This is a genomic window from Stenotrophomonas maltophilia (genome assembly GCF_047497515.2).
In the GTDB taxonomy this organism is placed as follows: domain Bacteria; phylum Pseudomonadota; class Gammaproteobacteria; order Xanthomonadales; family Xanthomonadaceae; genus Stenotrophomonas.
The window spans coordinates 212,258-232,205 of the sequence record NZ_JAXAXL020000001.1; the positions used below are offsets into that span (position 1 = coordinate 212,258).

The window sequence follows — 19,948 nt, forward strand, 5'->3', positions numbered from 1 at the left end:
CCCCCCCCCCCCGGGCCATGCCCCCACGCCGCTGCCGGGCAGGGGGCAGCGGCGTGGGCAATGATCGCGGTGTCAGACCACGTTTTTCGTGGTTTTTTTCGGACGCACCTTGTAAACGATTTCAGATCATTGGACGTTATGCTTTCCCATCGATCAGACCACCGGAGGAACCGCGCCATGCAGGCACGCCATCTGTTGTCCGCCGCAGCGTTGAGCCTGGCCGCGGCCGCCTGCCAGCCGGCCCAGCAGGAGCCGGCCAAGCCGCGCCCGCCGGTGATCCTGATCGAGGCCGATGCACCGCCGCGACCGATGAAGCCAGAGCTGCCGCCGCTGTTCGATGACATCGAGCGCCGCACCTTCCAGTTCTTCTGGGACACCACCAATGAAGTGAACGGCCTGACCCCGGACCGTTATCCGTCGCGGCCGTTCGCCAGCATCGCCTCGGTCGGCTTCGCGCTGACCGCCTATCCGATCGGCATCGAGAACGGCTGGGTCAGCCGCAACCAGGCGATCGACCGTACCCTGACCACGCTGAAGTTCTTCCGCGACGTGCCGATGGGCCCGCAGCGCACCGGCAAGGCCGGCTACAAGGGCTTCTACTACCACTTCCTGGACATGCAGGAAGGCCGGCGCTACGACAGCTGGGTCGAACTGTCCTCGGTGGATACCGCGTTGCTGATGATGGGCGTGCTGTTCGCGCAGTCCTACTACGACGGCGACGATCCGCGCGAGAAGGAAATCCGCCAGATCGCCGACACCCTGTACAAGAAGGTCGACTGGCCGTGGTTGCAGCAGCGGGCGCCGCTGATCTCGATGGGCTGGTTCCCGGAAAGCGGCTTCATCGACCATGACTGGATGGGCTACAACGAAGCGATGATGGTCTACATCCTCGCCCTGGGCTCGCCCACGCACCCGGTCAGCCCGGACGCCTGGACGGTGTGGGCACGCACCTACGACAACGATTGGGGCGTCTACCAGGGCCAGGAATACCTGTCCTTTGGCCCACTGTTCGGCCATCAGTACAGCCATGTCTGGATCGACTTCCGCGATATCCAGGACGCGTACATGCGCGAACGCGGCAGCACCTATTTCCTCAACAGCCGCTCGGCAGCGCTGGCCCAGCGCGAGTACGCCATCGCCAACCCGATGCAGTGGAAGGACTATGGCGAGAACGTCTGGGGCCTGACCGCCAGCGATGGCCCGCAGAACACCACGCAGGAGTATCGCGGCGAGCAGCGCCAGTTCCGCCATTACTCTTCGCGCGGCGCCGGCCTGCGCGAGAACTTCGATGACGGCACCATTGCGCCGACCGCCGCGATCGCCTCGGTGGTGTTCGCACCGGAGCAGGTGATCCCGGCCACGCTGGAGATGCACAAGCGCTACGGCGATTACATCTATTCCAGTTACGGCTTCCTGGATTCGTTCAATCCCAGCTTCAACTACGACATCCCGATCAAGACCGGCCGCGTGGTACCGGATCGCGGCTGGGTCGCCAGCGATTACATCGCCATCGACCAAGGCCCGATCCTGACCATGATCGCCAACTACCGCAATGACTTCGTCTGGGAAGTGATGAAGAAGAACCCCTACATCCGCAAGGGCCTGGAGCGGGCCGGGTTCAGCGGTGGCTGGCTGGCGCCGGAAGGCTCGTTCCAGCCGCTGGAACTGCAGAAAGACGAAAAGGCCGCGGCGGCACGCGCGGTGGGTATCGCCGAATCACGCGCGGCTGCCGCGCAGGAACAGAAGAACAATGCCAACCGCAACACAGGGCAGGGGAAGTAACCCGGTGCCGAACTGGATCGACCGCCTGCGCCGCTGGGCGCTGCCTGCCCTGGCCGCTCTGGCCGTGGCCGGCTGCGCGCGCACCGAGCCGGGCACCACCACCGTGCGTTTCTGGGCGATGGGCCGCGAGGCCGAGGTGGTCAGCGAGCTGATCCACGAGTTCGAAGCCGAGAACCCCGGTATCAAGGTGGATGTGCAGAACATTCCCTGGACCGCCGCGCACGAGAAGCTGCTGACCGCGTTTGCGGCCGATGGCCTGCCGGATGTATGCCAGCTCGGCAACACCTGGGTGCCCGAGTTCGCCGAACTCGATGCGCTGACGCCGCTGCAGCCGTTCGTCGATCATTCGGCGGTGGTCGATCCGAAGGACTACTTCCAGGGCATCTGGGATACCAACGTGATCCACGGCGAACTGGTCGGCGTGCCGTGGTATGTCGATACCCGCCTGATCTACTACCGCAAGGACCTGTTGGCCAAGGCCGGCTATGACCACCCGCCGCGGACCTGGCAGGAGTGGGACGAGCAGATGGCGGCGATCAAGCGCATGCAGGGTCCCAACCGCTATGCGGTACTGATGCCGATCAATGAGTTCGAGCAGCAGCTGTCGCTGGCGCTGCAGCAGCCCGACCCGCTGCTGCGCGACGATGACACCCGCGGCAATTTCGCCAGCCCGGGGTTCCGCCGCACGCTGGCCTTCTACGCCAACATGTTCGAGCAGGGCTGGGCGCCGAAGATGTCCGAGACGCAGATCTCCAACGTCTGGGACGAGTTCTTCCGGGGCTTCAACGTGTTCTACATCTCCGGCCCCTGGAACATCCGCGAGTTCAAGAAGCTGCAGCCGAAGGAACTGGAAGGGCAGTGGGGTACTGCGCCACTGCCGGGTCCGGATGGCCCGGGTGCCGGCATCGCCGGTGGCACCAGCCTGGTGATCTTCCGCAAGTCGCAGCAGAAGGAAGCCTCGTGGAAGCTGATCGAGTTCCTGTCGCGGCCGCAGATCCAGGCGCGTTTCCATTCGATCATCGGCGACCTGCCGCCGCGCCGCAGTACCTGGAGCGCGCCGTCGCTGGCCAATGATCCGCTGGCGGTTGCGTTCCGTGACCAGCTGGAGCGGGTCAAGCCGACGCCGAAGGTGCTCGAATGGGAGCGCATCGTGCAGGAAATGCGCATCGTCACCGAAAAGGTGGTGCGCGGTGGCCTGCCGCAGGACAAGGCGGTGGAAGAGCTGGATCAGCGCGTGGACAAGGTGCTGGCCAAGCGCCGCTGGATGCATGAACAACAACGCCTGCAGCAGCGCGCGCCGTCGCCGCAATCGAGCAGTGCCGTGGCCGCCGGGAGCGTGCAATGAAACGTACTTCACTTGCCGGCTGGATCTTCGCCGGCCCTTCGCTGATCGTGCTGGGCGTGTTCTTCGGCCTGCCGGTGGCTTCGGCGCTGGCGTTGAGCGTGACCGACTTCGACCTGTATGCGCTGGCCGACAGCAGCAACCTGCGCTTCGTCGGCCTGGGCAACTACGTCGACCTGCTGCAGACGCCGATGTTCTGGAAGTCGCTGTGGAACACCACCTACTTCGTGCTGATCGGCGTGCCGTTGTCGATCGGCGTGTCGCTGGGCGCGGCGATGCTGCTCAATGCACCGGCCGCGCGCTTCAAGGCGCTGTTCCGCACCGCACTGTTCGCGCCGGTGGTGACCACGCTGGTGGCGGTGGCGGTGATCTGGCGCTACCTGTTCCATACCAGCTATGGGCTGGTGAACTACGGCCTGGGCCACCTGGGCATCAGCCCGATCGACTGGCTGGGCGATCCCAACTGGGCGATGCCGACCATCATGCTGTTCGCGGTGTGGAAGAACTTCGGCTACAACATGGTGATCTTCCTGGCCGGCCTGCAGGCGATCCCGCATGACCTGTACGAGGCCGCGCGCATCGACGGCGCCTCGCGCTGGAAGCAGTTCCTGCACATCACCCTGCCGATGCTCGGCCCGGTGCTGCTGGTGGTCGGGGTCATTACCGTGTCCGGCTACTTCCAGCTGTTCGCAGAACCCTACGTGATGACCCGTGGCGACCCACTGCAGAGCACCGTCAGCGTGCTGTATTTCATGTTCGAGGAAGGCTTCAAGTGGTGGAACCTGGGACGCGCCTCCGCGGTGGCGTTCCTGCTGTTCCTGATCATCCTGGCGGTGACCACCGTGATGCTGCGTTTTGGCCGCAAGAGGCAGTTGGTATGAGTCGTGAGATCGGCCAGTCGCGCTGGTACCCGTGGATGATCAATGGTGCGTTGCTGGTGCTGGCCCTGGTCAGCCTGGCGCCGCTGTTGTGGATGGTGTCGGTCTCGTTCATGCCGCAGGGCGAGGCCAGCCATTTCCCGCCGCCGCTGCTGCCTTCGAGCATCACCACGCACAACTACCATGAGCTGTTCGCGCGCACCGGCATGGGCGGCAACTTCGCCAACAGCCTGCTGGTGTCGCTGGGCATCACGGTTGGTTCGCTGCTGCTCAACACCATGGCCGGCTATGCCTTCGCCAAGCTGAACTTCGTCGGCCGCGAGCGCCTGTTCCAGGTGCTGATGGCCGCGCTGGTGATCCCGGCGCAGGTGGCGATGCTGCCGCTGTTCCTGCTGATGAAGCAGCTGGGCCTGGTCAACAGCTTCGGCGGCGTGATCGTGCCGGCGCTGGCCAGCGTGTTCGGCATTTTCCTGGTGCGGCAGTACGCGCGTTCGATCCCGGATGAGCTGCTGGAGGCGGCGCGCATCGACGGGGCAGGGGAGCTGCGCATCTTCTTCCAGATCGTGCTGCCGATGCTCAAGCCGGTGCTGGTGACCCTGGCGATCTTCACCTTCATGGGCGCATGGAACGATTTCATGTGGCCGTTGATCGTGTTGACCGACCAGGAGCACTACACTTTGCCGGTGGCGCTGGCCACCCTCTCGCGCGAGCACATCATGGACGTGGAAATGATGATGGCCGGCGCGGTGGTCACCGTGGTTCCGGTGCTGGCGCTGTTCCTGGTGCTGCAGCGGTACTACATCCAAGGTCTGTTGCTGGGGAGCGTCAAGGGATGAAGCGAGCGATCGCCGTTGGACTGGGACTGTTGTGGACCTCCCTGGCGATCGCCGCACCACCGGCACTGCCGGCACCGAAGGTGCTGGACGACTTCGACGATATCGGCGCCTGGAAACTGGTGCTGTCCGACCAGGTCAGCGGTTCGCTGCGCCCGGTCAGCGGCGCCGGCGGCGGCCGCGCGCTGTGCCTGGACTACGACTTCCACAAGGTCTCCGGCTACGTCGGCATTCGTCGCGCGCTCAACATCGAGTACCCGGCCAATTATCGTTTCGGCTTCCAGCTGCGCGGTGATTCGCCGGGCAACGACCTGCAGTTCAAGCTGATCGACGCCAGCGGCGACAATGTCTGGTGGGTCAACCGCCCGGGCTACAGCTTCCCCAAGGCGTGGACGCCGGTCGAATACCGCCGCCGCCAGATCGACAAGGCGTGGGGGCCGTCGCCCGAGAAGGAGATGACGCGCAGCGCCGCCGTCGAATTCACCATCTACAGCAAGGTCGGCGGGCGTGGCACGGTGTGCTTCGACAAGCTGACCCTGCAGGGCCTGCCGCCGCAGGATGATTCGGCGCTGGTGCCGTCGGTGATCGCCGATACCGCCACCGCCTTGCAGGACCGCATGATCGACGGCAAGAGCGATACGTTCTGGATCAGCGGGGGTGTCAAGCAGCAGACCATCAGCCTGGACCTGCACAAGAGCCGTGAAATCGGCGGTGCGGTGATCGACTGGCTGCCGGACCTGGAAGCGCGCCGCTATACCGTGCGCACCTCGGAAGATGGCCGCGACTGGCGTACCGTACGCGAAGTGACCAGTGGTGCCGGTGGCCGTGATTGGCTGGCGCTGCCGGATACCGACGCACGCTACGTGCGCTTCGATCTGCAGGACGGACCGAACTGGCGCTATGGCATCCGTGACATCGCGCTCAAGCCGCTGGCCTTCGCGGCCACTCCGAATGCCTTCCTGTCATCGGTGGCTGCCGACCTGCCGCGCGGTGCGTTGCCGCGCGCCTACGTCGGTGAACAGCCGTACTGGACCCTGCTGGGCCTCGATGGCGGCCAGGAGCAGGCACTGATCAGTGAAGACGGCGCACTGGAGCCGGCCAAGGGCAGCTTCAGCATCGAACCGTTCATCCGCCTCGATGGCAAGCTGCTGGACTGGTCGAAAGTGGCCATCACCCAGTCGCTGCAGGACCACTATCTGCCGATTGCCAACGTCGACTGGGTCCACGAGAAAGCCGGCCTGGCGGTGACCAGCTTCGTGCAGGGCACGCCTGAGCGCGCGCAGCTGATCGGCCGTTACCGTTTGAGCAATCCGGACAAGGTCGCGCACGAGTACACCCTGGCGCTGGCGATCCGCCCGTGGCAGGTCAACCCGCCGACCCAGTTCCTCAACACCGTCGGCGGCTTCAGCCGCATCGATGCGCTGGATGTCGGCGAGCAGCTGGTGCGGGTCAACGGTGAGCCGCGCATCTACCCGCTGCAGGTGCCGGACGCGCGCTTCGCCAGCACGTTCGACGGCAAGCTCGATGCGATGCACCTGGCCAGCGGCAAGTACCCGGCCACGACGGCGGTGAAGGACAGCACCGGCATGGCCTCAGGTGCATTGCTGTACACGATCAAGCTGGAGCCCGGCCAGAGCCGCGAAGTGGCGGTGGTGCTGCCGCAGACCGGTGGCTGGGCGCCCAAGGCGCTGGATGTGGCCAAGGCCCAGGCACAGGTGGCCGAGCAGTGGCGGCAGAAGCTGGGCGTGGTTTCGCTGCAGGTGCCGGCGGCCGGCCAGGCGCTGGTCGATACCCTGCGTACCGCGGTGGCGCACATGCTGATCTCGCGCGTCGGGCCGCGCCTGCAGCCGGGCACGCGTTCCTACGCGCGCAGCTGGATCCGCGATGGCGCGATGATTTCCGAAGGCCTGCTGCGCATGGGCCGCAGCGACGCCGTGCGTGACTACATCAACTGGTATGCGCCGTACCAGTTCGAGAACGGCAAGGTGCCGTGCTGCGTCGATGCGCGCGGCAGCGACCCGGTGCCGGAGAACGACAGCCACGGCGAGCTTATCTACAGCATCGCCGAATATGGGCGGTATACCGGTGACGGCACCTTCGTTGAACTGATGTGGCCGCACGTGCAGGGCGCATACAGTTACATGGAGCAGCTGCGTGCCAGCGAGCGCACCGAGGAAAACCGGGCGCGCAACCCGGCCTTCTACGGCATGATGCCGGCGTCGATCAGCCACGAAGGCTATTCGGCCAAGCCGATGCATTCGTACTGGGACAACTTCTGGGCACTGCGCGGTTACAAGGACGCTGCGCTGTTGGCGACCCAGCTGGGCAAGGTCGAGGCGATGCAGATCGCCGAATCGCGCGACCAGTTCCGTGACGACCTGCAGGCCTCGTTGCTGTCGGCGATGCAGCAGCACGCCATCGATTACCTGCCGGGCTCGGCCGAGCTGGGCGATTTCGATGCGACCTCGACCACCATCGCGCTGGCCCCGGGCGGTGAGCAGGGCCGCCTGCCACAGCAGGCGCTGGAGGCAACCTTCGAGCGCTACTGGAAGGAATTCGTGGCCCGCCGCGATGGCAAGCGCGAGTGGAAGGACTACACCCCGTACGAGTGGCGCAACGTCGCTGCGTTCGTGCGCCTGGGCTGGCGTGACCGCGCCTGGCAGGCCACCGAATTCTTCTTCAAGGACCGTGCGCCGCAGGCCTGGAACCAGTGGGCCGAAGTGGTCTCGCGCACGCCGCGCAAGCCGTTCTTCGTCGGTGACCTGCCGCATGCGTGGGTGGCCTCGGACTTCGTGCGCTCTGCGTTGGACATGTTCGCCTACCACCGCGACAGCGATGATGCGCTCGTACTCGCGGCCGGCGTGCCGACGGCTTGGCTGCAGGCTGACGGCGTTGCCGTGCAGGGGCTGCGCACGCCGCAGGGCCAGCTGAACTACCGCCTGCAGCGCAGTGACAAGCAGCTGACGCTGGAGGTGCAGCCGGGCCTGGTACCGCCGGTGGGCGGCGTGGTGCTGCCGTGGCCGTATGCCGGTGATCCGGGCGATGCCACCGTCAACGGTGAAGCGGTCGAGTGGATCAACAAGGAACTGCACGTGCACCAGCTGCCGGCACGGGTCGAGATCGACGTGCCGAGCGCGGTGCGCCGCGCCGAACGCAAGGGACAGTAACGATGAAGCAGCAGGGGGCGAGGGTGCGCACGTCGGTGCGCGCCCTGGGGCTGGCGATGGCGATGGCACTGCCGGGCATGGTGATGGCGGTCGAGCCTGCAGCCACTGCCGCGTCGGCTGAGGTGGCCAATGCGCCCGGCATGAGCATGGTCACCTTCAATCTGCATCACGACCGCGAAGACTGGCCGAGTCGTCGCCGGACCATCTTGGCCGAGCTCAAGCGCCTGCAGCCGGATGCGGTTGCCCTGCAGGAAGTGATCCAACGGCGCAACGTGCGCAACCAGGCGCAGTGGCTGGCCAGCCAGCTCGGCTACCGGTATGTGTTCGTGTCCACCGATCCGGTCGGGGCCCCGAAGCGATACGGCAACGCGTTGCTGACCCGGCGTCCGATCCTGGCCCGCGGCGATCACCTGCTGCAGCCGCTGGATGACTACCGTACCGTCGCCCATCTGCGCATCGACGTGGATGGCCAGGCGGTGAATGTCTATGCCACGCACTTGAATGAACGCAGCGACGAGCGTGGCCAGGGCATTCGCCGCAGCCAGGTGGAAGACCTGCTGCGCTTCATCAGTGACACCTCGGCCGGTGCGCCGGTGGTGATCGCGGGCGACTTCAATGCACTGGTGGATGCCGGCGACCTGAGCGAGCTGCGTAGCCACTACGGGGACAGCTACGGCAGCGTGCACGTCAACACCGATCTGTCCGGGATCAGTACGCTCAACCGTCACTATTACCAAGCGCCGTCGCGGATCGACCACATCTTTTTCCAGCAGGACGAGATGGTCGCGCGCGAGGCGAAGCTGCTGTTCGACCAGCCCGATGACAGCGGTCGCTGGGCCTCGGATCATTACGGCGTGTGGACCCGCCTGCAGTTCGCACCGAAACCCTGAGGCAGGCGCGCTCTGGCAGGTGCCAACCTCGGTTGGCACGATACGGCCCGATGCACAAACAAAAACGGCGGGGATCATCGATCCCCGCCGTTTCTTTTTCTACGCCATCAAAGCGCGATCAGTTCGCCGGCGGCGTGCGCTTGGCGGCTGCTTCGTCTTCTTCGTCAGCCTTGGCTTCGGCAGCCTGGGCCGCAGCGTCGGTGTGACCATCGGCGACCGGGTCGATCGACGGCGTCACCACCGCCTCGGCGACCGGTGCAGCGGCGTCCACCGGGGCGGCTTCCACTGCCACCGTGGCAACCGGCTGCTCGGCGACCGGCGCGGTTTCGACGACCGGCTCGGCTTCAGTTGCCGGAGCAGCTTCCGCCACCGGGGCGACCTCAACGGCCACCGGCTGCGCGTCCGCCACCGGGGCGGTTTCAACCACTTTCGGCTTCGATTCCACCACCGGCGCGGCCTCGGTCACAGCCGGCTTCACCTCGACCACCGGAGCGGCCTCAACGGCCGGGGCAGCCTCCACCACCGGGGCAGCCTCGACCACCGCCGGCGCGGCTTCCGCCACCGGAGCCGCAACGGCCGCCGGCTGCACCGGGGTCGCGGCGTCGATGGCATCGAGCATGCTGGTCTGCACCGGCGAAGACGCCGGTTCGGCCTTGGCGACGGTTTCGACCGGAGCCTGCACCTCGGTCACGACCGGCGCAGCGGCTTCGACCACCGCGCTGCTCACCACCGCGACCGGCGCGGCGACGACGGCCGCAGCGGCACGAACCGGCTTTGCGGCGTCGGCAGCGGCGGGCTCGACTTCATCATCGAAGTCAAACTCCGGCTGCGAACGGACCGGCTGCGCAGCTGCGACCGGCGTGGTGCCGGCAGTGCTGTCGACGGTCGGCTCGGCGACGTCAGTGTCATCGCCCTCGTCACCGTCGTCCTGGTCATCGCCCAGGACGTCGTTGCCGGCAGCGTTCTCGGCACCACCGCGGCGACGGCGGCGGCCACCGCGACGGCCGCGGCGACGGCGGGTCGCGCCTTCGCCGGTCTGGTCGCCATTAGCGTCGGTCGCAGCCTCTTCACCGGCAACCGCAACCACCTCGGCCTCGCTGGCAGTATTGGCGGCGGTCTCGACCGGTGCTGCGGCGTCCACCGGAGCGGCGGACACCGGGGCGACCGGGGCCACCGGCGCAGTCGCTTCCTGAGCGGTCACTACATTGGCGGCGACGGCCGTGGCGGCCACGGCTTCGGCCGGTGCCTCGGCGGCGTTGCGCTGCGGCTTGTCGGCCGGCTTGTCACCGTCCTGCTGCTGCGGACGCGGCTGCTTGGGCTGCTTCAGCTTCGGCTGCTGCGGGTTCTGGTTCTGGCCCTGCTGCTCGTTGCGCGGCTTGTTCTGCGGCTGCGGCTGGCCATCCTTCTGCTGCGGCTCCTTCTGCTTGCCCTGCTGCGGCTGCTGCTGGGCATTGCCGTTGTTACCGTTGCGGCCGTCCTTGCGCTGCTCGCCGCGGTCCTTGCGGTTGCCGCCGTCCTTCTGCTGCTGCGCGTTGCCATTGCCGCCGTTGCCACGGTTTTCGTCGCGACGGTCCTTGCGGTCCTTGTTGCGATCCTTGTTGCGGTCCTTGCGGCCGCCGTCCTGCTGCTGGCGTGCCGCCGGAGCAGCCGGCGCCGGCGCGGGGGCCGGTTCGCCACCGAACACACGCTTGAGCCAACCGATCACGCCACCGCTCGGAGCCTGCGTCACCGGCGCGGCCACGACCGGGGCCGGAGCGGCTGCAGCCGGCTCCACTTCCTCGCGCACCGGGGCGGGGGAGGTGTGCTTGACCTGGGTCACCGCCGGCGGCGGGATGTTCAGCTGGCCCTTGGTCAGGGCGTGCACCGGCAGCTTGCGCGGGGTGCCGCGCTGGTAGCTGGGCTTGTTGCTCTCTTCACCCAGCTCGTTCTCGCGCAGGCGGGTGACGGTGTAGTGCGGGGTGTGCAGCTGCTCGTCGGCGACGATCACGATCGGCGCTTCGTGGCGCTGTTCGATCTCGCGCAGGGCGCTGCGCTTCTCGTTCAGCAGGTAATTGGCGATCTCCACCGGGGCCTGGACCAGCACCTGCCCGGTGTTCTCCTTCATCGCATGCTCTTCGGCGACGCGGATGATCGACAGCGACAGCGACTCGACGCTGCGCATGCGGCCGTGGCCGTCGCAACGCGGGCAGACGATCTGGCTGGACTCGCCCAGGCTCGGGCGCAGGCGCTGGCGGCTCATTTCCAGCAGGCCGAAGCGCGAGATGCGGCCAACCTGCACGCGCGCACGGTCGTACTTCAGCGCGTTGGCCAGGCGGTTCTCGACCTCGCGCTGGTGCTTGTTGGAGGCCATGTCGATGAAGTCGATCACCACCAGGCCGCCGAGGTCGCGCAGGCGCAGCTGGCGGGCCACTTCCTCGGCCGCTTCCAGGTTGGTCTGGAACGCGGTGTCCTCGATGTCGCTGCCCTTGGTGGCGCGCGAGGAGTTGACGTCGACCGCGGTCAGCGCTTCGGTCTGGTCGACCACGATCGAGCCACCCGACGGCAGGCGCACGTTGCGCTCGTAGGCGCCTTCGATCTGCGATTCGATCTGGAAGCGGTTGAACAGCGGGATGTCGTCCTTGTAGTGCTTGAGCTTGCGCAGGGTCTGCGGCATCACCTGCTGCATGAACTCGCGGGCGTGCTCGTACATCTCCTCGGTGTCGACCAGGATTTCGCCGATGTCGGCGCGCAGGTAGTCACGCAGGGCGCGCACGATCAGGCGCGATTCCTGGTAGATCAGGAACGGGGCCGGCTTGCTCAGCGCGGCCTCGGCGATGGCACGCCAGACGTTGAGCAGGTAGTCCAGGTCCCACTGCAGCTCTTCGGCATCGCGGCCGACGCCGGCGGTGCGGATGATCACGCCCATGTCGTCGGGAATGTTCAGCTTGTCCAGGGCGTCCTTCAGGGCGGCCCGGTCTTCGCCTTCGATGCGACGGGAGACACCACCCGCACTCGGCGAGTTCGGCATCAGCACCATGTAGCGGCCGGCCAGGGAGATGAACGTGGTCAGGGCGGCGCCCTTGTTGCCGCGCTCTTCCTTGTCCACCTGGACGACGATTTCCTGGCCTTCCCGCAGCAGCTCGCGGATGCCGGCCTTGTTGTGGTCGACACCGGCCTGGAAGTAATCGCGGGAGATTTCCTTCAGCGGCAGGAAGCCATGGCGGCCACCACCGTACTCGACGAAGGCCGCTTCCAACGAGGGCTCGATGCGGAAGATCCGGCCCTTGTAGATGTTGGACTTCTTCTGTTCCTTCGACGGCTGTTCGATGTCGATGTCATACAACGACTGGCCATCCACGATGGCAACACGCAGCTCTTCAGCCTGCGTGGCGTTGATCAGCATTCGCTTCATTGTTGCGTTCCTCGCAAGCGGCTACCGCGCGGAACGCCATGGGGTTTCGCCTCTGGACACGGCTCGCCGCCCATTCGCGCAAGCGCGGGGAGGGCGGCTTGGGTTTCCAGCGCTACGACACCACGGCAGGCCGCGGGAGCGCTTCACTCTTATGGGTTTTTGGGTGTTGCAGGGCCGCAGGCAGCTGTCAGCCAGGCTGGAGCGCCACGCGGGACATGTTCAGCACGGTTGCGTGTCAGGCATCCGGCGATGGCCGGGAAGGCCGGTGAGCCGCTAACATGGCCGCCCCGCGGGCGGTGGTCGCGCACTGTGCCGGATTCGTCGGAAGCTGGGCTTCTGGCCCTGAGTAACTTCCAACGAAATCAATCCCTTATCTCGCCCCCCGAGTGTAACAGAATAAACAGCCTGATGACCGCCCAAGACCCCACCAAGCCCGCTGGCGACAAGCCTTCCGTGCGCATGATCACCGTTCCCGCCGACCGCGCCGGCCAGCGCCTGGACAACTTCCTGCTTGGCCAGCTGAAAGGCGCCCCGCGCAGCCTGGTCTACAAGCTGGTGCGCAGCGGCCAGGTACGTGTGAATGGCGGCCGCGCCAAGGCCGAACGCAAGCTGGAGGCGGGTGACGAGGTGCGTGTGCCGCCGGTTCGTCTCGCCGAGGAAGGAGACAAGGCCGGTCCGCCGGAGGCGTTCATGCGCCGGCTGGAGCAGGCCATCGTCTTCGAGGACGCCCGCCTGCTGGCCCTGAACAAGCCCACCGGCGTGGCCAGCCACGGCGGCAGCGGCATCAGTTTTGGTGCCATCGAGACCCTGCGCGCGCTGCGCCCGGGGCAGACCCTGGAGCTGGTCCACCGGTTGGATCGCGACACCTCGGGCCTGCTGATCGTGGCCAAGAAGCGCTCGGCGCTCAGCGAGCTGCAGGCGCTGCTGCGTGAAGATCATGGCGCCGGTATCCGCAAGCGCTACTTGACCCTGCTGGCCGGGCGCATGCCCGACGGCGTGATGACGGTCGATGCGCCGCTGCACGTGGGCCTGCGCCAGGGCGGCGAGCGCCATGTGCAGGTCAACGCGATCGGCAAGCAATCAATCAGCCATTTCCGGGTGCTGGAGCGCCGTGGCGGCCATTCCTACTGCGAGGTGCGCATTGAAACCGGCCGCACCCACCAGATCCGCGTGCACGCCCAGCATCTGGGGCATCCGGTGGCCGGTGACGACAAGTACGGCGATCCTGCGGTCAACAAGCGGCTTCGCGAGCAGATCGGCCTGAAGCGGCTGTTCCTGCACGCGGCGTCGCTGGAGTTCGCGCTGGACGACGGCAAGAGCCCGTACGTGCTGAACGCGCCGCTGGCCGATGAATTGGTCGAGGCGCTGGATCGGCTGCGCTGAAAGTAGCGCCGGGCGCCGGTCACTGCCGCCAGGCATGGCCTGGCGCTACCTGGGGGCGGTAGATCCACGCCATGCGTGGATGCGCCCTGCCGTGCCGCTCACCACTTGAACAGCACCAGGCTGATCGCCAGCGTGCCCATGCCGGCCACCAGGCCGTACACGGTTTCGTGGCCCTTGGCGTAGCGCTTGGCTGCCGGCAGCAGCTCGTCCAGCGCCAGGAACACCATCACGCCGGCAATCAGCCCGAACACCCAGCCGAAGGTGGCGTGCGACAGCGATCCGGACAGCAGCCAGTAGCCCAGCGCCGCGCCCACCGGCTCGGCCAGGCCCGACAACAGGCTGGCGCTGAACGCATAGAACTTGTTCTGGGTGGCGAAGTACACCGGCACCGCAATGGCGATGCCCTCGGGAATGTTGTGGATGGCAATGGCGAAGGCCAGCGGCATGCCCACCGAGGGGCTTTCCAGCGTCGCGAAGAACGTCGCCAGGCCTTCCGGGAAATTGTGCGCGGTGATCGCGATCGAGGTCAGCAGGGCAACGCGCTTCAGGTACTCGCGGCTGTTATCGCGGAATGCAGGGTCCTGCTTGTCCAGGCTGTCATGCGGGTTCGGAATGAAGTGGTCGATCAGCACGATCACGATTACGCCCAGCAGGAACGCCAGGGTGCCGTAGGTGAAGCCGGTGCGCTCGCCATAGGCCAGCGCGAAGGACGCTATGGACTTGTTGAGGATCTCCGACAGCGACACATAGACCATCGCGCCGCCGGCAAAGGCCAGGCCGAAGGCCAGCAGGCGCGGGTTGGGTCGGCGCGAGAACAGCACCAGCAGGCTGCCGATGGCGGTGGCGAGGCCGGCCGCGAGGGTGACCGCCAGCGCGATCCAGACGTTTTCGGGGGGAATCTGCAGCATGTACCGACGCGATCCTGGTCGACAGACAACCGCCCCGGGCATGGCCGGGGCGGCGAGGGCGAGGCGGGCGTCGGCTGGCCTCGTCGGGGTACAGGCGGTCAGCCGCCGCGGCGCAGGCGTTCTTCCACCGCGAAGCACTGGTCCGGCTTCGGCTGCGGCGGGTTGAAGCTGACCGGCACCTGGATGGTGGCCGGCACCGCCTGGCCGTTGCGGGTGGCGGCGTTGAACTGCCAGCCCTGCACGGCGGTCTTGGCCAGCTCGTCCAGCTGCGGGTTGCCGGCGCCGGTCAGCAGGGCAACCTCGCTCGGCTTGCCGTCGGTACCGATGGTCACCTTGAAGGTGCTGGTGCCGCCCACGCCCGTGCAGGCCAGTTCCAGCGGGTACTGCGGCGGCGGCGTCTTCACCGCGGCCACTTCGGTCGGCGGCGGCGGCGGCGGCGCCGGCGGCTCGGACGGGCCGCAGCCGGCCAGGCCGGTCGCAGCAATCAGGGACAGGCTCAGCAAACGTACGTTCATGGCAGTTGCTCCGTCAGGGCCGAAGTCTTTGCCGCGCAGATGAAGTCGTTCTCGCTCAGGCCGCCCACATCGTGGGTGGAAAAGCGCACGACCGCGCGGTCGTAGTGCACGCCGAGGTCCGGATGGTGGTCCTCGCGATGGGCGATCCAGGCCAGCGCGTTCACGAAGGCCATGGTGGCGTAGTAATCCTTGAAGCGGAAGGTGCGTGACAGCGCCTGGCCGCCCTCGCTCAGCTCCCAGCCGGGAATCTGTGGCAGCAGCTCGGACAGGCGGGCCTCGCCGAGCTTGTGGTCGCTGCCTTTGCGCGGCACGCAACGGGCCTGGGCCAGCGGAATCAGGTCGGCCATGGAAATCTCCACCTCAAGTTGACTGAACAATGCGCCGGACGGTGTATAAACCGAATGAGCGGCTAACGCTTACTTGGCTAGAATAGCCTGATGATCCAGATCTCCGACACTGCCCAGACCCATTTCCGCAAGCTGATCGAACGCGAGGGCGTGCCCGGCATGGGCGTGCGCCTCAGCGCGGTCGATCCTGGTACCCCACGCGCCGACGCCCGGCTGGAGTTCGCCGAGCCGGCCGACCTGCTCGGTGACGAGTGGGCGGTGGACTGCGATGGCTTCACCCTCTATGTCGACGCCAGCAGCGTCGGCTGGCTCGATGGCGCCGAGATCGACATCGTTGCCGGCACCGCCGGTGCCCAGCAGTTGACCATCAAGGCCCCGCGCATCAAGGGCGAAGCGCCCGGTGACGCGGCTTCGCTGGTGGAGCGCGTGCACTGGGTGGTGGAAAACGAAATCAACCCGCAGCTGGCCTCGCACGGCGGCAAGGTGGCGGTGCAGGAAGTGTCAGCCGAAGGCGTGGTGTTGCTGCGCTTCGGTGGTGGCTGCCAGGGCTGTGGCATGGCCGACGTGACGCTCAAGCAGGGCATCGAGAAAACCCTGATGGGCCGCGTGCCGGGCGTGACCGCCGTGCGCGACGCGACCGACCACGACAGTGGGCACGCGCCGTACATTCCTCGCGGCAACGCCGCCTGATCGCTGACGCGTGCCTCTGACCCGGGCCGAGCAACTCATCGACCTGCTGCTGGCGCGCCAGCAGCCCAGGGCCGTCCTCGAGAAATCCACGCGCCTGCCGTATGGCTGGGCGTTGTGGCTGCGCTCGCTCGGTCCGTTGCCGCGCCCATTCCATGCCCGCGAGGTGATCGCGGTCCTGCTGCCGCGCCCGTTGCCGGGGCCGCCGGGTCAACAGCGGCGACTGTCGCCCTGGCAGGCGCTGCGCCGTCTGTTCTGGCAGGACTGGGATCCGGCGCCGCGCGACCAGCGCTGGATGCGTTGGACCTCGGCGCTGGCCAGTGCACTGCTGCACCTGCTGTTCTTCGTGCTGCTGCTGTGGGTGGCGGTGATCCGCACCACGGCACCGAAAGAAGAGGGCGCTGAGGGCGAGCGCGTGCAAGTGGAATTTGTCGGTCGCGCTGCCCAGGAGGGCGGTGGCGATCAGCCGGGTGCCGAAGCAGCAGCGGCGGCACCGCCAGGCCAAGTGGCCGCTGGCCAGGACGCCGGGGCAGCAACCGCGCCCGAGCCGCGTCCTGCGGCCGCGTCGGCGCCTGCGCCCGCACCTGCCGCGACGGCAACGGCCAGCGTACCATCGCCGCCGGCCGAAACCGAGCCGGCGCCGGTTGCGGCACCGCCACCATCACCGGTACAGGCCACCGAAGTGGCCGAGGCCAGCACGGATTTCGTGGTGCCGCCGGTCAGCGTGCCGCGCACCGAGGTCAGCATCGTGCCGCGCGACGTTATGCCGTCGGTGCGTGAGCGCAACGTGCAGCCGGTGCAGGCCCCGCCCACCCCGACGACGCTGCGTGCGCCGCAGGTCGCGGTGCGGACGCCGCAGTTGCGTGAGATTCCGGTGCAGGAACGCGAAGTCAGTACCGTCGATGCACCGGCGGTTTCGCAGCCGCTGCGCACTGCCGAGGTGCAGGTGCGCGTGCCGCAGCGGGACGTGCAGGTGCGCGTGCCGCAGCGGGACGTGCAGGTGCGCGAACGCGAAGTGCAGGCGGTGGTCGATCCGCAGGTGCGGATGGCCACGGTGGCCGGTCGCGAACCCACCGTGCGTACGCCGGCCGGCCGCGAGGTGCAGGTGCGCGAGCGCGCAGTGGCCTCGGCACCGGCGGCAGCCTCCGCGTCTTCCAGTGGCAGTACGCCCGCGGCAACGCCGGCGCCTGCGGCCACCGGCAGTGCGACACAGGCGAGCAGCAACCCGCGCCCGTCCGCCTCCAGCTCGACACCGGCCCAGGCGGGAGCCCGCCCTGCGCCGGATCCGGGCAACTGGGCAACGCCCGCCAAGGGTGACGACTGGGGCGCATCGAGCCGCAACCAGGATGGCGCCAGCAAGGGCGCAAGCCAGGCCAGCGCATCCGGCAAGGGCAACGGTCTGTTCAATGCCGATGGCAACGTGCGCGTGCCGGGGCAGGAAGGCCAGGGCCATGCCGAGCGCGGCGCACCCGGTGGTGCCAACGACGGTTGGAGCAAGGAGCGCATCGCCCAGTCCGGCACCTGGCTCAAGCGGCCTCCTTACGACTACACGCCGACCTCGTTCGACAAGTACTGGGTGCCGCAGGAATCGTTGCTGGCCGAATGGGTACGCAAGGGCATCAAGTCGATGGAGATTCCGTTGCCGGGTACCAGCACCCGGATCTCCTGCGTGATCTCGATCCTGCAGGCCGGAGGCGGCTGCGGCCTGAGCAATCCGAACATGCAGGACCAGCCGGCCGTGGCGCGACCGCCGCCGGACATCCCGTTCAAGAAAGAGCTGCAGGAAGACAACGGGAGCCGCTAGCGGCTCCCATTGTCCACGCATGTTTCCTTATCCCCGCGCCGTTGGCGCGCCCCCTTGAACAACAAGGGGGCTCCTCGCCGGAACCATCGCGGGCGGGATCGCGAACTGCTTGGTAGGTGCCAACCTTGGTTGGCACGGAGGCGCCGACCAGGGTCGGCCTCTACCCAGGCATCAGCGCATGCCGACCAGGGTCGGCATCTACCAGAGTGTTGCCCCTACGCGCTCTGCGACAGGAACACCCAGAACGGCACGTCGCGGCCGACCCAGTCACGGCTGGCCTCATCCATCACTTCCAGCAGGGTGTCGAAGTCCTTCTGCGCGCCCGCACGCAGGGCATCCACGTCGGCCAGGAACAGCGCGTAGCCGTTGGCCGGCAGCCATTGCAGATCGCGCAGGTTGTCCGACAGGGCATCCCAGTTGCCGCCGAAGCCTGCCGGGAAATCCAGCTGCGCCGCCAGCCGTGCCAGCAGGGTGCGCTTGTCGGCCACCCCTTCGAGGTCGATGCGGAACACTTTCAGGTCGGCATCGCGCATCGCCGCAGCGAGTGCGCCGATGTCGCCGGTGTCGATGGCGTAGACGCCAGCATTGTTGATGTCATGCAGGCCGAGGCCGAAATCATCGTGGCTCATCACTGCGCCCCCTTGGCGGGTACATTGAAACTGCGGAACGATTGGTAGTGGTCGTCGGTGTAGTACCAGGCCTCCGGCGGATCGCCGCCGGTGACGATGCGGCGCGTGCCGCGGGTGCGGGCACCGGGTGTGTCGACGGTGTATTCGCGGTAGTAACCGCGCGGACGCTGCGGCAGCTGCTGCTCGCGGTTGCCGAAGGTGCTGCCGTCCTGGCGATGCGGGAACGGGCCGCCACGCTGGATCAGGGCGATGGTCTGGCGTGCTTCGGCAGGCAGGAACGCGGGCAGCCCATCATCACGGTTGGCCACGGGTGCGGCCGGCGCACGCGCGGCAGGTGTGCCCTGCAGTTCGGGTGCGAACTGCGGCGCGGGTGGGCGCTGCATGAAGTGGTTGACGACCAGGCCGAGCAGCAGCAGGGCAATGGCGGTGATCAACAGCCGGGGGTTGCGCATGGGGCGGGGGCGGGCAAGGGTGGTGCAGGCACTGTAGCGCCTGCGCGCTGCACGGTGGATGAGGGGCGCGCTGCGTCACTGCTGCGTAACAATTGCCGTCGTGCTCACTGGCAGGACGCAATTTCCTTTACATCCCCCTTGGTAATCTGGCGGTCTGTCCCCATCATTCACCGCGCACCGCCCGACACCGTCGGGTGCCCTCGCAATCAGGAGATGCATCATGGCCTACACCCTGCCCAAGCTGTCCTACGCCTACGACGCGCTGGAACCGCATATCGATGCGGCGACGATGGAAATCCATCACACCAAGCATCACCAGACCTACATCAACAACGTCAACGCGGCGCTGGAAGGCACCGAGTACGCTGACCTGCCGGTCGAAGAGCTGGTGAAGAAGCTGAAGTCGCTGCCGGAGAACCTGCAGGGCCCGGTGCGCAACAACGGTGGTGGCCATGCCAACCACTCGCTGTTCTGGACCGTGATGGCGCCCAACGCCGGCGGCAACCCGGTGGGTGACGTGGCCAAGGCCATCGACAAGGACCTGGGCGGCTTCGACAAGTTCAAGGATGCCTTCACCAAGGCCGCGCTGACCCGCTTCGGCAGCGGCTGGGCATGGCTGAGCGTGACCCCGGACAAGAAGGTCGTGGTCGAAAGCACCGGCAACCAGGACAGCCCGCTGATGGAAGGCAACACCCCCATCCTCGGCCTGGACGTGTGGGAACACGCGTACTACCTGAAGTACCAGAACCGCCGTCCGGAATACATCGGCGCGTTCTTCAACGTCATCGACTGGAACGAAGTCGAGCGCCGTTACCAGGAAGCGATCGCCTGATCGGTATCACGGGTTGAAATGAAAAGGCCGGGGGAGACCCCGGCCTTTTTTGTTTCCCGGATTCGGGAAGCGGGGCTGATGCTGGTGGGTGCCGACCTTGGTCGGCAC

General features: G+C 67.1%; 16 protein-coding genes. 10 read left to right on the forward strand and 6 right to left on the reverse strand.

The genetic code is table 11. The annotated features are described in order from the left end of the window. Window positions 1-177 precede the first annotated feature (177 nt). From ACMZPQ_RS01095 to ACMZPQ_RS01120, 6 genes are read left to right on the forward strand one after another with little or no spacing between them, the layout of a single operon-like run. Window positions 178-1,782 (forward strand): glucoamylase family protein, encoded by a 1,605-nt coding sequence (locus tag ACMZPQ_RS01095; RefSeq protein WP_197582338.1) that lies wholly within the window; start codon window positions 178-180, stop codon window positions 1,780-1,782. Window positions 1,783-1,786: 4 nt separating this feature from the next. Next, window positions 1,787-3,127 (forward strand): extracellular solute-binding protein, encoded by a 1,341-nt coding sequence (locus ACMZPQ_RS01100; protein WP_197582345.1) that lies wholly within the window; start codon window positions 1,787-1,789, stop codon window positions 3,125-3,127. Then, the gene (locus tag ACMZPQ_RS01105; RefSeq protein ID WP_032960114.1) at window positions 3,124-4,005 is read left to right on the forward strand and encodes a carbohydrate ABC transporter permease; all 882 of its coding nucleotides are present in this window, start codon (window positions 3,124-3,126) and stop codon (window positions 4,003-4,005) included. The genes ACMZPQ_RS01100 and ACMZPQ_RS01105 overlap by 4 nt, the downstream gene beginning before the upstream one ends. Further along, window positions 4,002-4,838, forward strand: a complete 837-nt coding sequence (locus tag ACMZPQ_RS01110; protein WP_057493560.1) for a carbohydrate ABC transporter permease — start codon at window positions 4,002-4,004, stop codon at window positions 4,836-4,838. The genes ACMZPQ_RS01105 and ACMZPQ_RS01110 overlap by 4 nt, the downstream gene beginning before the upstream one ends. Then, complete coding sequence (locus tag ACMZPQ_RS01115; protein WP_197582337.1) at window positions 4,835-8,002, forward strand: discoidin domain-containing protein; 3,168 nt, start codon at window positions 4,835-4,837, stop codon at window positions 8,000-8,002. Before ACMZPQ_RS01110 ends, ACMZPQ_RS01115 begins: the two co-directional genes overlap by 4 nt. Window positions 8,003-8,004: 2 nt before the next feature. Beyond that, window positions 8,005-8,892, forward strand: coding sequence for an endonuclease/exonuclease/phosphatase family protein (locus ACMZPQ_RS01120; protein WP_197582336.1), 888 nt, complete (start codon window positions 8,005-8,007; stop codon window positions 8,890-8,892). Between the two features lie 118 nt (window positions 8,893-9,010). Here ACMZPQ_RS01120 and rne read toward each other — a convergent pair whose 3' ends face one another. Further along, entirely contained in the window at window positions 9,011-12,283 is a 3,273-nt protein-coding gene (gene rne, locus ACMZPQ_RS01125; RefSeq protein ID WP_414486110.1) for a ribonuclease E, read from the reverse strand. Between the two features lie 408 nt (window positions 12,284-12,691). Between rne and ACMZPQ_RS01130 the strand changes: the two genes are divergently transcribed. Beyond that, on the forward strand, window positions 12,692-13,666 hold the full coding sequence (locus ACMZPQ_RS01130; RefSeq protein WP_197582334.1) for an RluA family pseudouridine synthase: 975 nt from the start codon (window positions 12,692-12,694) through the stop codon (window positions 13,664-13,666). Between the two features lie 98 nt (window positions 13,667-13,764). On the opposite strand, the gene zupT is transcribed toward ACMZPQ_RS01130, so the two are convergent. The 3 genes from zupT to ACMZPQ_RS01145 form a co-directional block, all read right to left on the reverse strand. Next, window positions 13,765-14,574 (reverse strand): zinc transporter ZupT, encoded by an 810-nt coding sequence (gene zupT, locus ACMZPQ_RS01135; protein ID WP_197582333.1) that lies wholly within the window; start codon window positions 14,572-14,574, stop codon window positions 13,765-13,767. A 98-nt stretch (window positions 14,575-14,672) separates the two neighbouring features. After that, a complete protein-coding gene (locus tag ACMZPQ_RS01140) occupies window positions 14,673-15,089 on the reverse strand; it encodes an energy transducer TonB (protein WP_197582331.1) in 417 nt (138 codons plus the stop codon). Then, the gene (locus tag ACMZPQ_RS01145; protein ID WP_197582330.1) at window positions 15,086-15,436 is read right to left on the reverse strand and encodes a 4a-hydroxytetrahydrobiopterin dehydratase; all 351 of its coding nucleotides are present in this window, start codon (window positions 15,434-15,436) and stop codon (window positions 15,086-15,088) included. The genes ACMZPQ_RS01140 and ACMZPQ_RS01145 overlap by 4 nt, the downstream gene beginning before the upstream one ends. A gap of 90 nt (window positions 15,437-15,526) precedes the next feature. Between ACMZPQ_RS01145 and ACMZPQ_RS01150 the strand changes: the two genes are divergently transcribed. Further along, complete coding sequence (locus ACMZPQ_RS01150; protein WP_197582329.1) at window positions 15,527-16,126, forward strand: NfuA family Fe-S biogenesis protein; 600 nt, start codon at window positions 15,527-15,529, stop codon at window positions 16,124-16,126. Window positions 16,127-16,136: 10 nt separating this feature from the next. Beyond that, window positions 16,137-17,927: a dermokine domain-containing protein gene (locus tag ACMZPQ_RS01155; protein WP_197582328.1), complete on the forward strand. Its 1,791-nt coding sequence runs from the start codon at window positions 16,137-16,139 to the stop codon at window positions 17,925-17,927. A 215-nt stretch (window positions 17,928-18,142) separates the two neighbouring features. Here the strand turns inward: ACMZPQ_RS01155 and ACMZPQ_RS01160 are convergent, their stop codons facing one another. Continuing rightward, complete coding sequence (locus tag ACMZPQ_RS01160) at window positions 18,143-18,556, reverse strand: barstar family protein (protein WP_197582327.1); 414 nt, start codon at window positions 18,554-18,556, stop codon at window positions 18,143-18,145. Continuing rightward, window positions 18,556-19,008, reverse strand: coding sequence for a ribonuclease domain-containing protein (locus ACMZPQ_RS01165; RefSeq protein WP_197582326.1), 453 nt, complete (start codon window positions 19,006-19,008; stop codon window positions 18,556-18,558). Before ACMZPQ_RS01165 ends, ACMZPQ_RS01160 begins: the two co-directional genes overlap by 1 nt. A 220-nt stretch (window positions 19,009-19,228) precedes the next feature. On the opposite strand from ACMZPQ_RS01165, the gene ACMZPQ_RS01170 reads away from it, so the two are divergent. Further along, entirely contained in the window at window positions 19,229-19,840 is a 612-nt protein-coding gene (locus ACMZPQ_RS01170) for a superoxide dismutase (RefSeq protein ID WP_005410310.1), read from the forward strand. Window positions 19,841-19,948: the final 108 nt, after the last annotated feature.

What these genes read in the sequence shown, in the direction of transcription:
- ACMZPQ_RS01145 (WP_197582330.1), bottom strand. Translation starts at nt 15,436, where the DNA reads ATGGCCGACCTGATTCCGCTGGCCCAGGCCCGTTGCGTGCCGCGCAAA.
- ACMZPQ_RS01170 (WP_005410310.1), top strand. Translation starts at nt 19,229, where the DNA reads ATGGCCTACACCCTGCCCAAGCTGTCCTACGCCTACGACGCGCTGGAA.
- ACMZPQ_RS01130 (WP_197582334.1), top strand. Translation starts at nt 12,692, where the DNA reads ATGACCGCCCAAGACCCCACCAAGCCCGCTGGCGACAAGCCTTCCGTG.
- zupT (WP_197582333.1), bottom strand. Translation starts at nt 14,574, where the DNA reads ATGCTGCAGATTCCCCCCGAAAACGTCTGGATCGCGCTGGCGGTCACC.
- ACMZPQ_RS01110 (WP_057493560.1), top strand. Translation starts at nt 4,002, where the DNA reads ATGAGTCGTGAGATCGGCCAGTCGCGCTGGTACCCGTGGATGATCAAT.
- ACMZPQ_RS01160 (WP_197582327.1), bottom strand. Translation starts at nt 18,556, where the DNA reads ATGAGCCACGATGATTTCGGCCTCGGCCTGCATGACATCAACAATGCT.
- ACMZPQ_RS01140 (WP_197582331.1), bottom strand. Translation starts at nt 15,089, where the DNA reads ATGAACGTACGTTTGCTGAGCCTGTCCCTGATTGCTGCGACCGGCCTG.
- ACMZPQ_RS01095 (WP_197582338.1), top strand. Translation starts at nt 178, where the DNA reads ATGCAGGCACGCCATCTGTTGTCCGCCGCAGCGTTGAGCCTGGCCGCG.
- ACMZPQ_RS01120 (WP_197582336.1), top strand. Translation starts at nt 8,005, where the DNA reads ATGAAGCAGCAGGGGGCGAGGGTGCGCACGTCGGTGCGCGCCCTGGGG.
- ACMZPQ_RS01115 (WP_197582337.1), top strand. Translation starts at nt 4,835, where the DNA reads ATGAAGCGAGCGATCGCCGTTGGACTGGGACTGTTGTGGACCTCCCTG.
- ACMZPQ_RS01105 (WP_032960114.1), top strand. Translation starts at nt 3,124, where the DNA reads ATGAAACGTACTTCACTTGCCGGCTGGATCTTCGCCGGCCCTTCGCTG.
- ACMZPQ_RS01150 (WP_197582329.1), top strand. Translation starts at nt 15,527, where the DNA reads ATGATCCAGATCTCCGACACTGCCCAGACCCATTTCCGCAAGCTGATC.
- ACMZPQ_RS01165 (WP_197582326.1), bottom strand. Translation starts at nt 19,008, where the DNA reads ATGCGCAACCCCCGGCTGTTGATCACCGCCATTGCCCTGCTGCTGCTC.
- rne (WP_414486110.1), bottom strand. Translation starts at nt 12,283, where the DNA reads ATGAAGCGAATGCTGATCAACGCCACGCAGGCTGAAGAGCTGCGTGTT.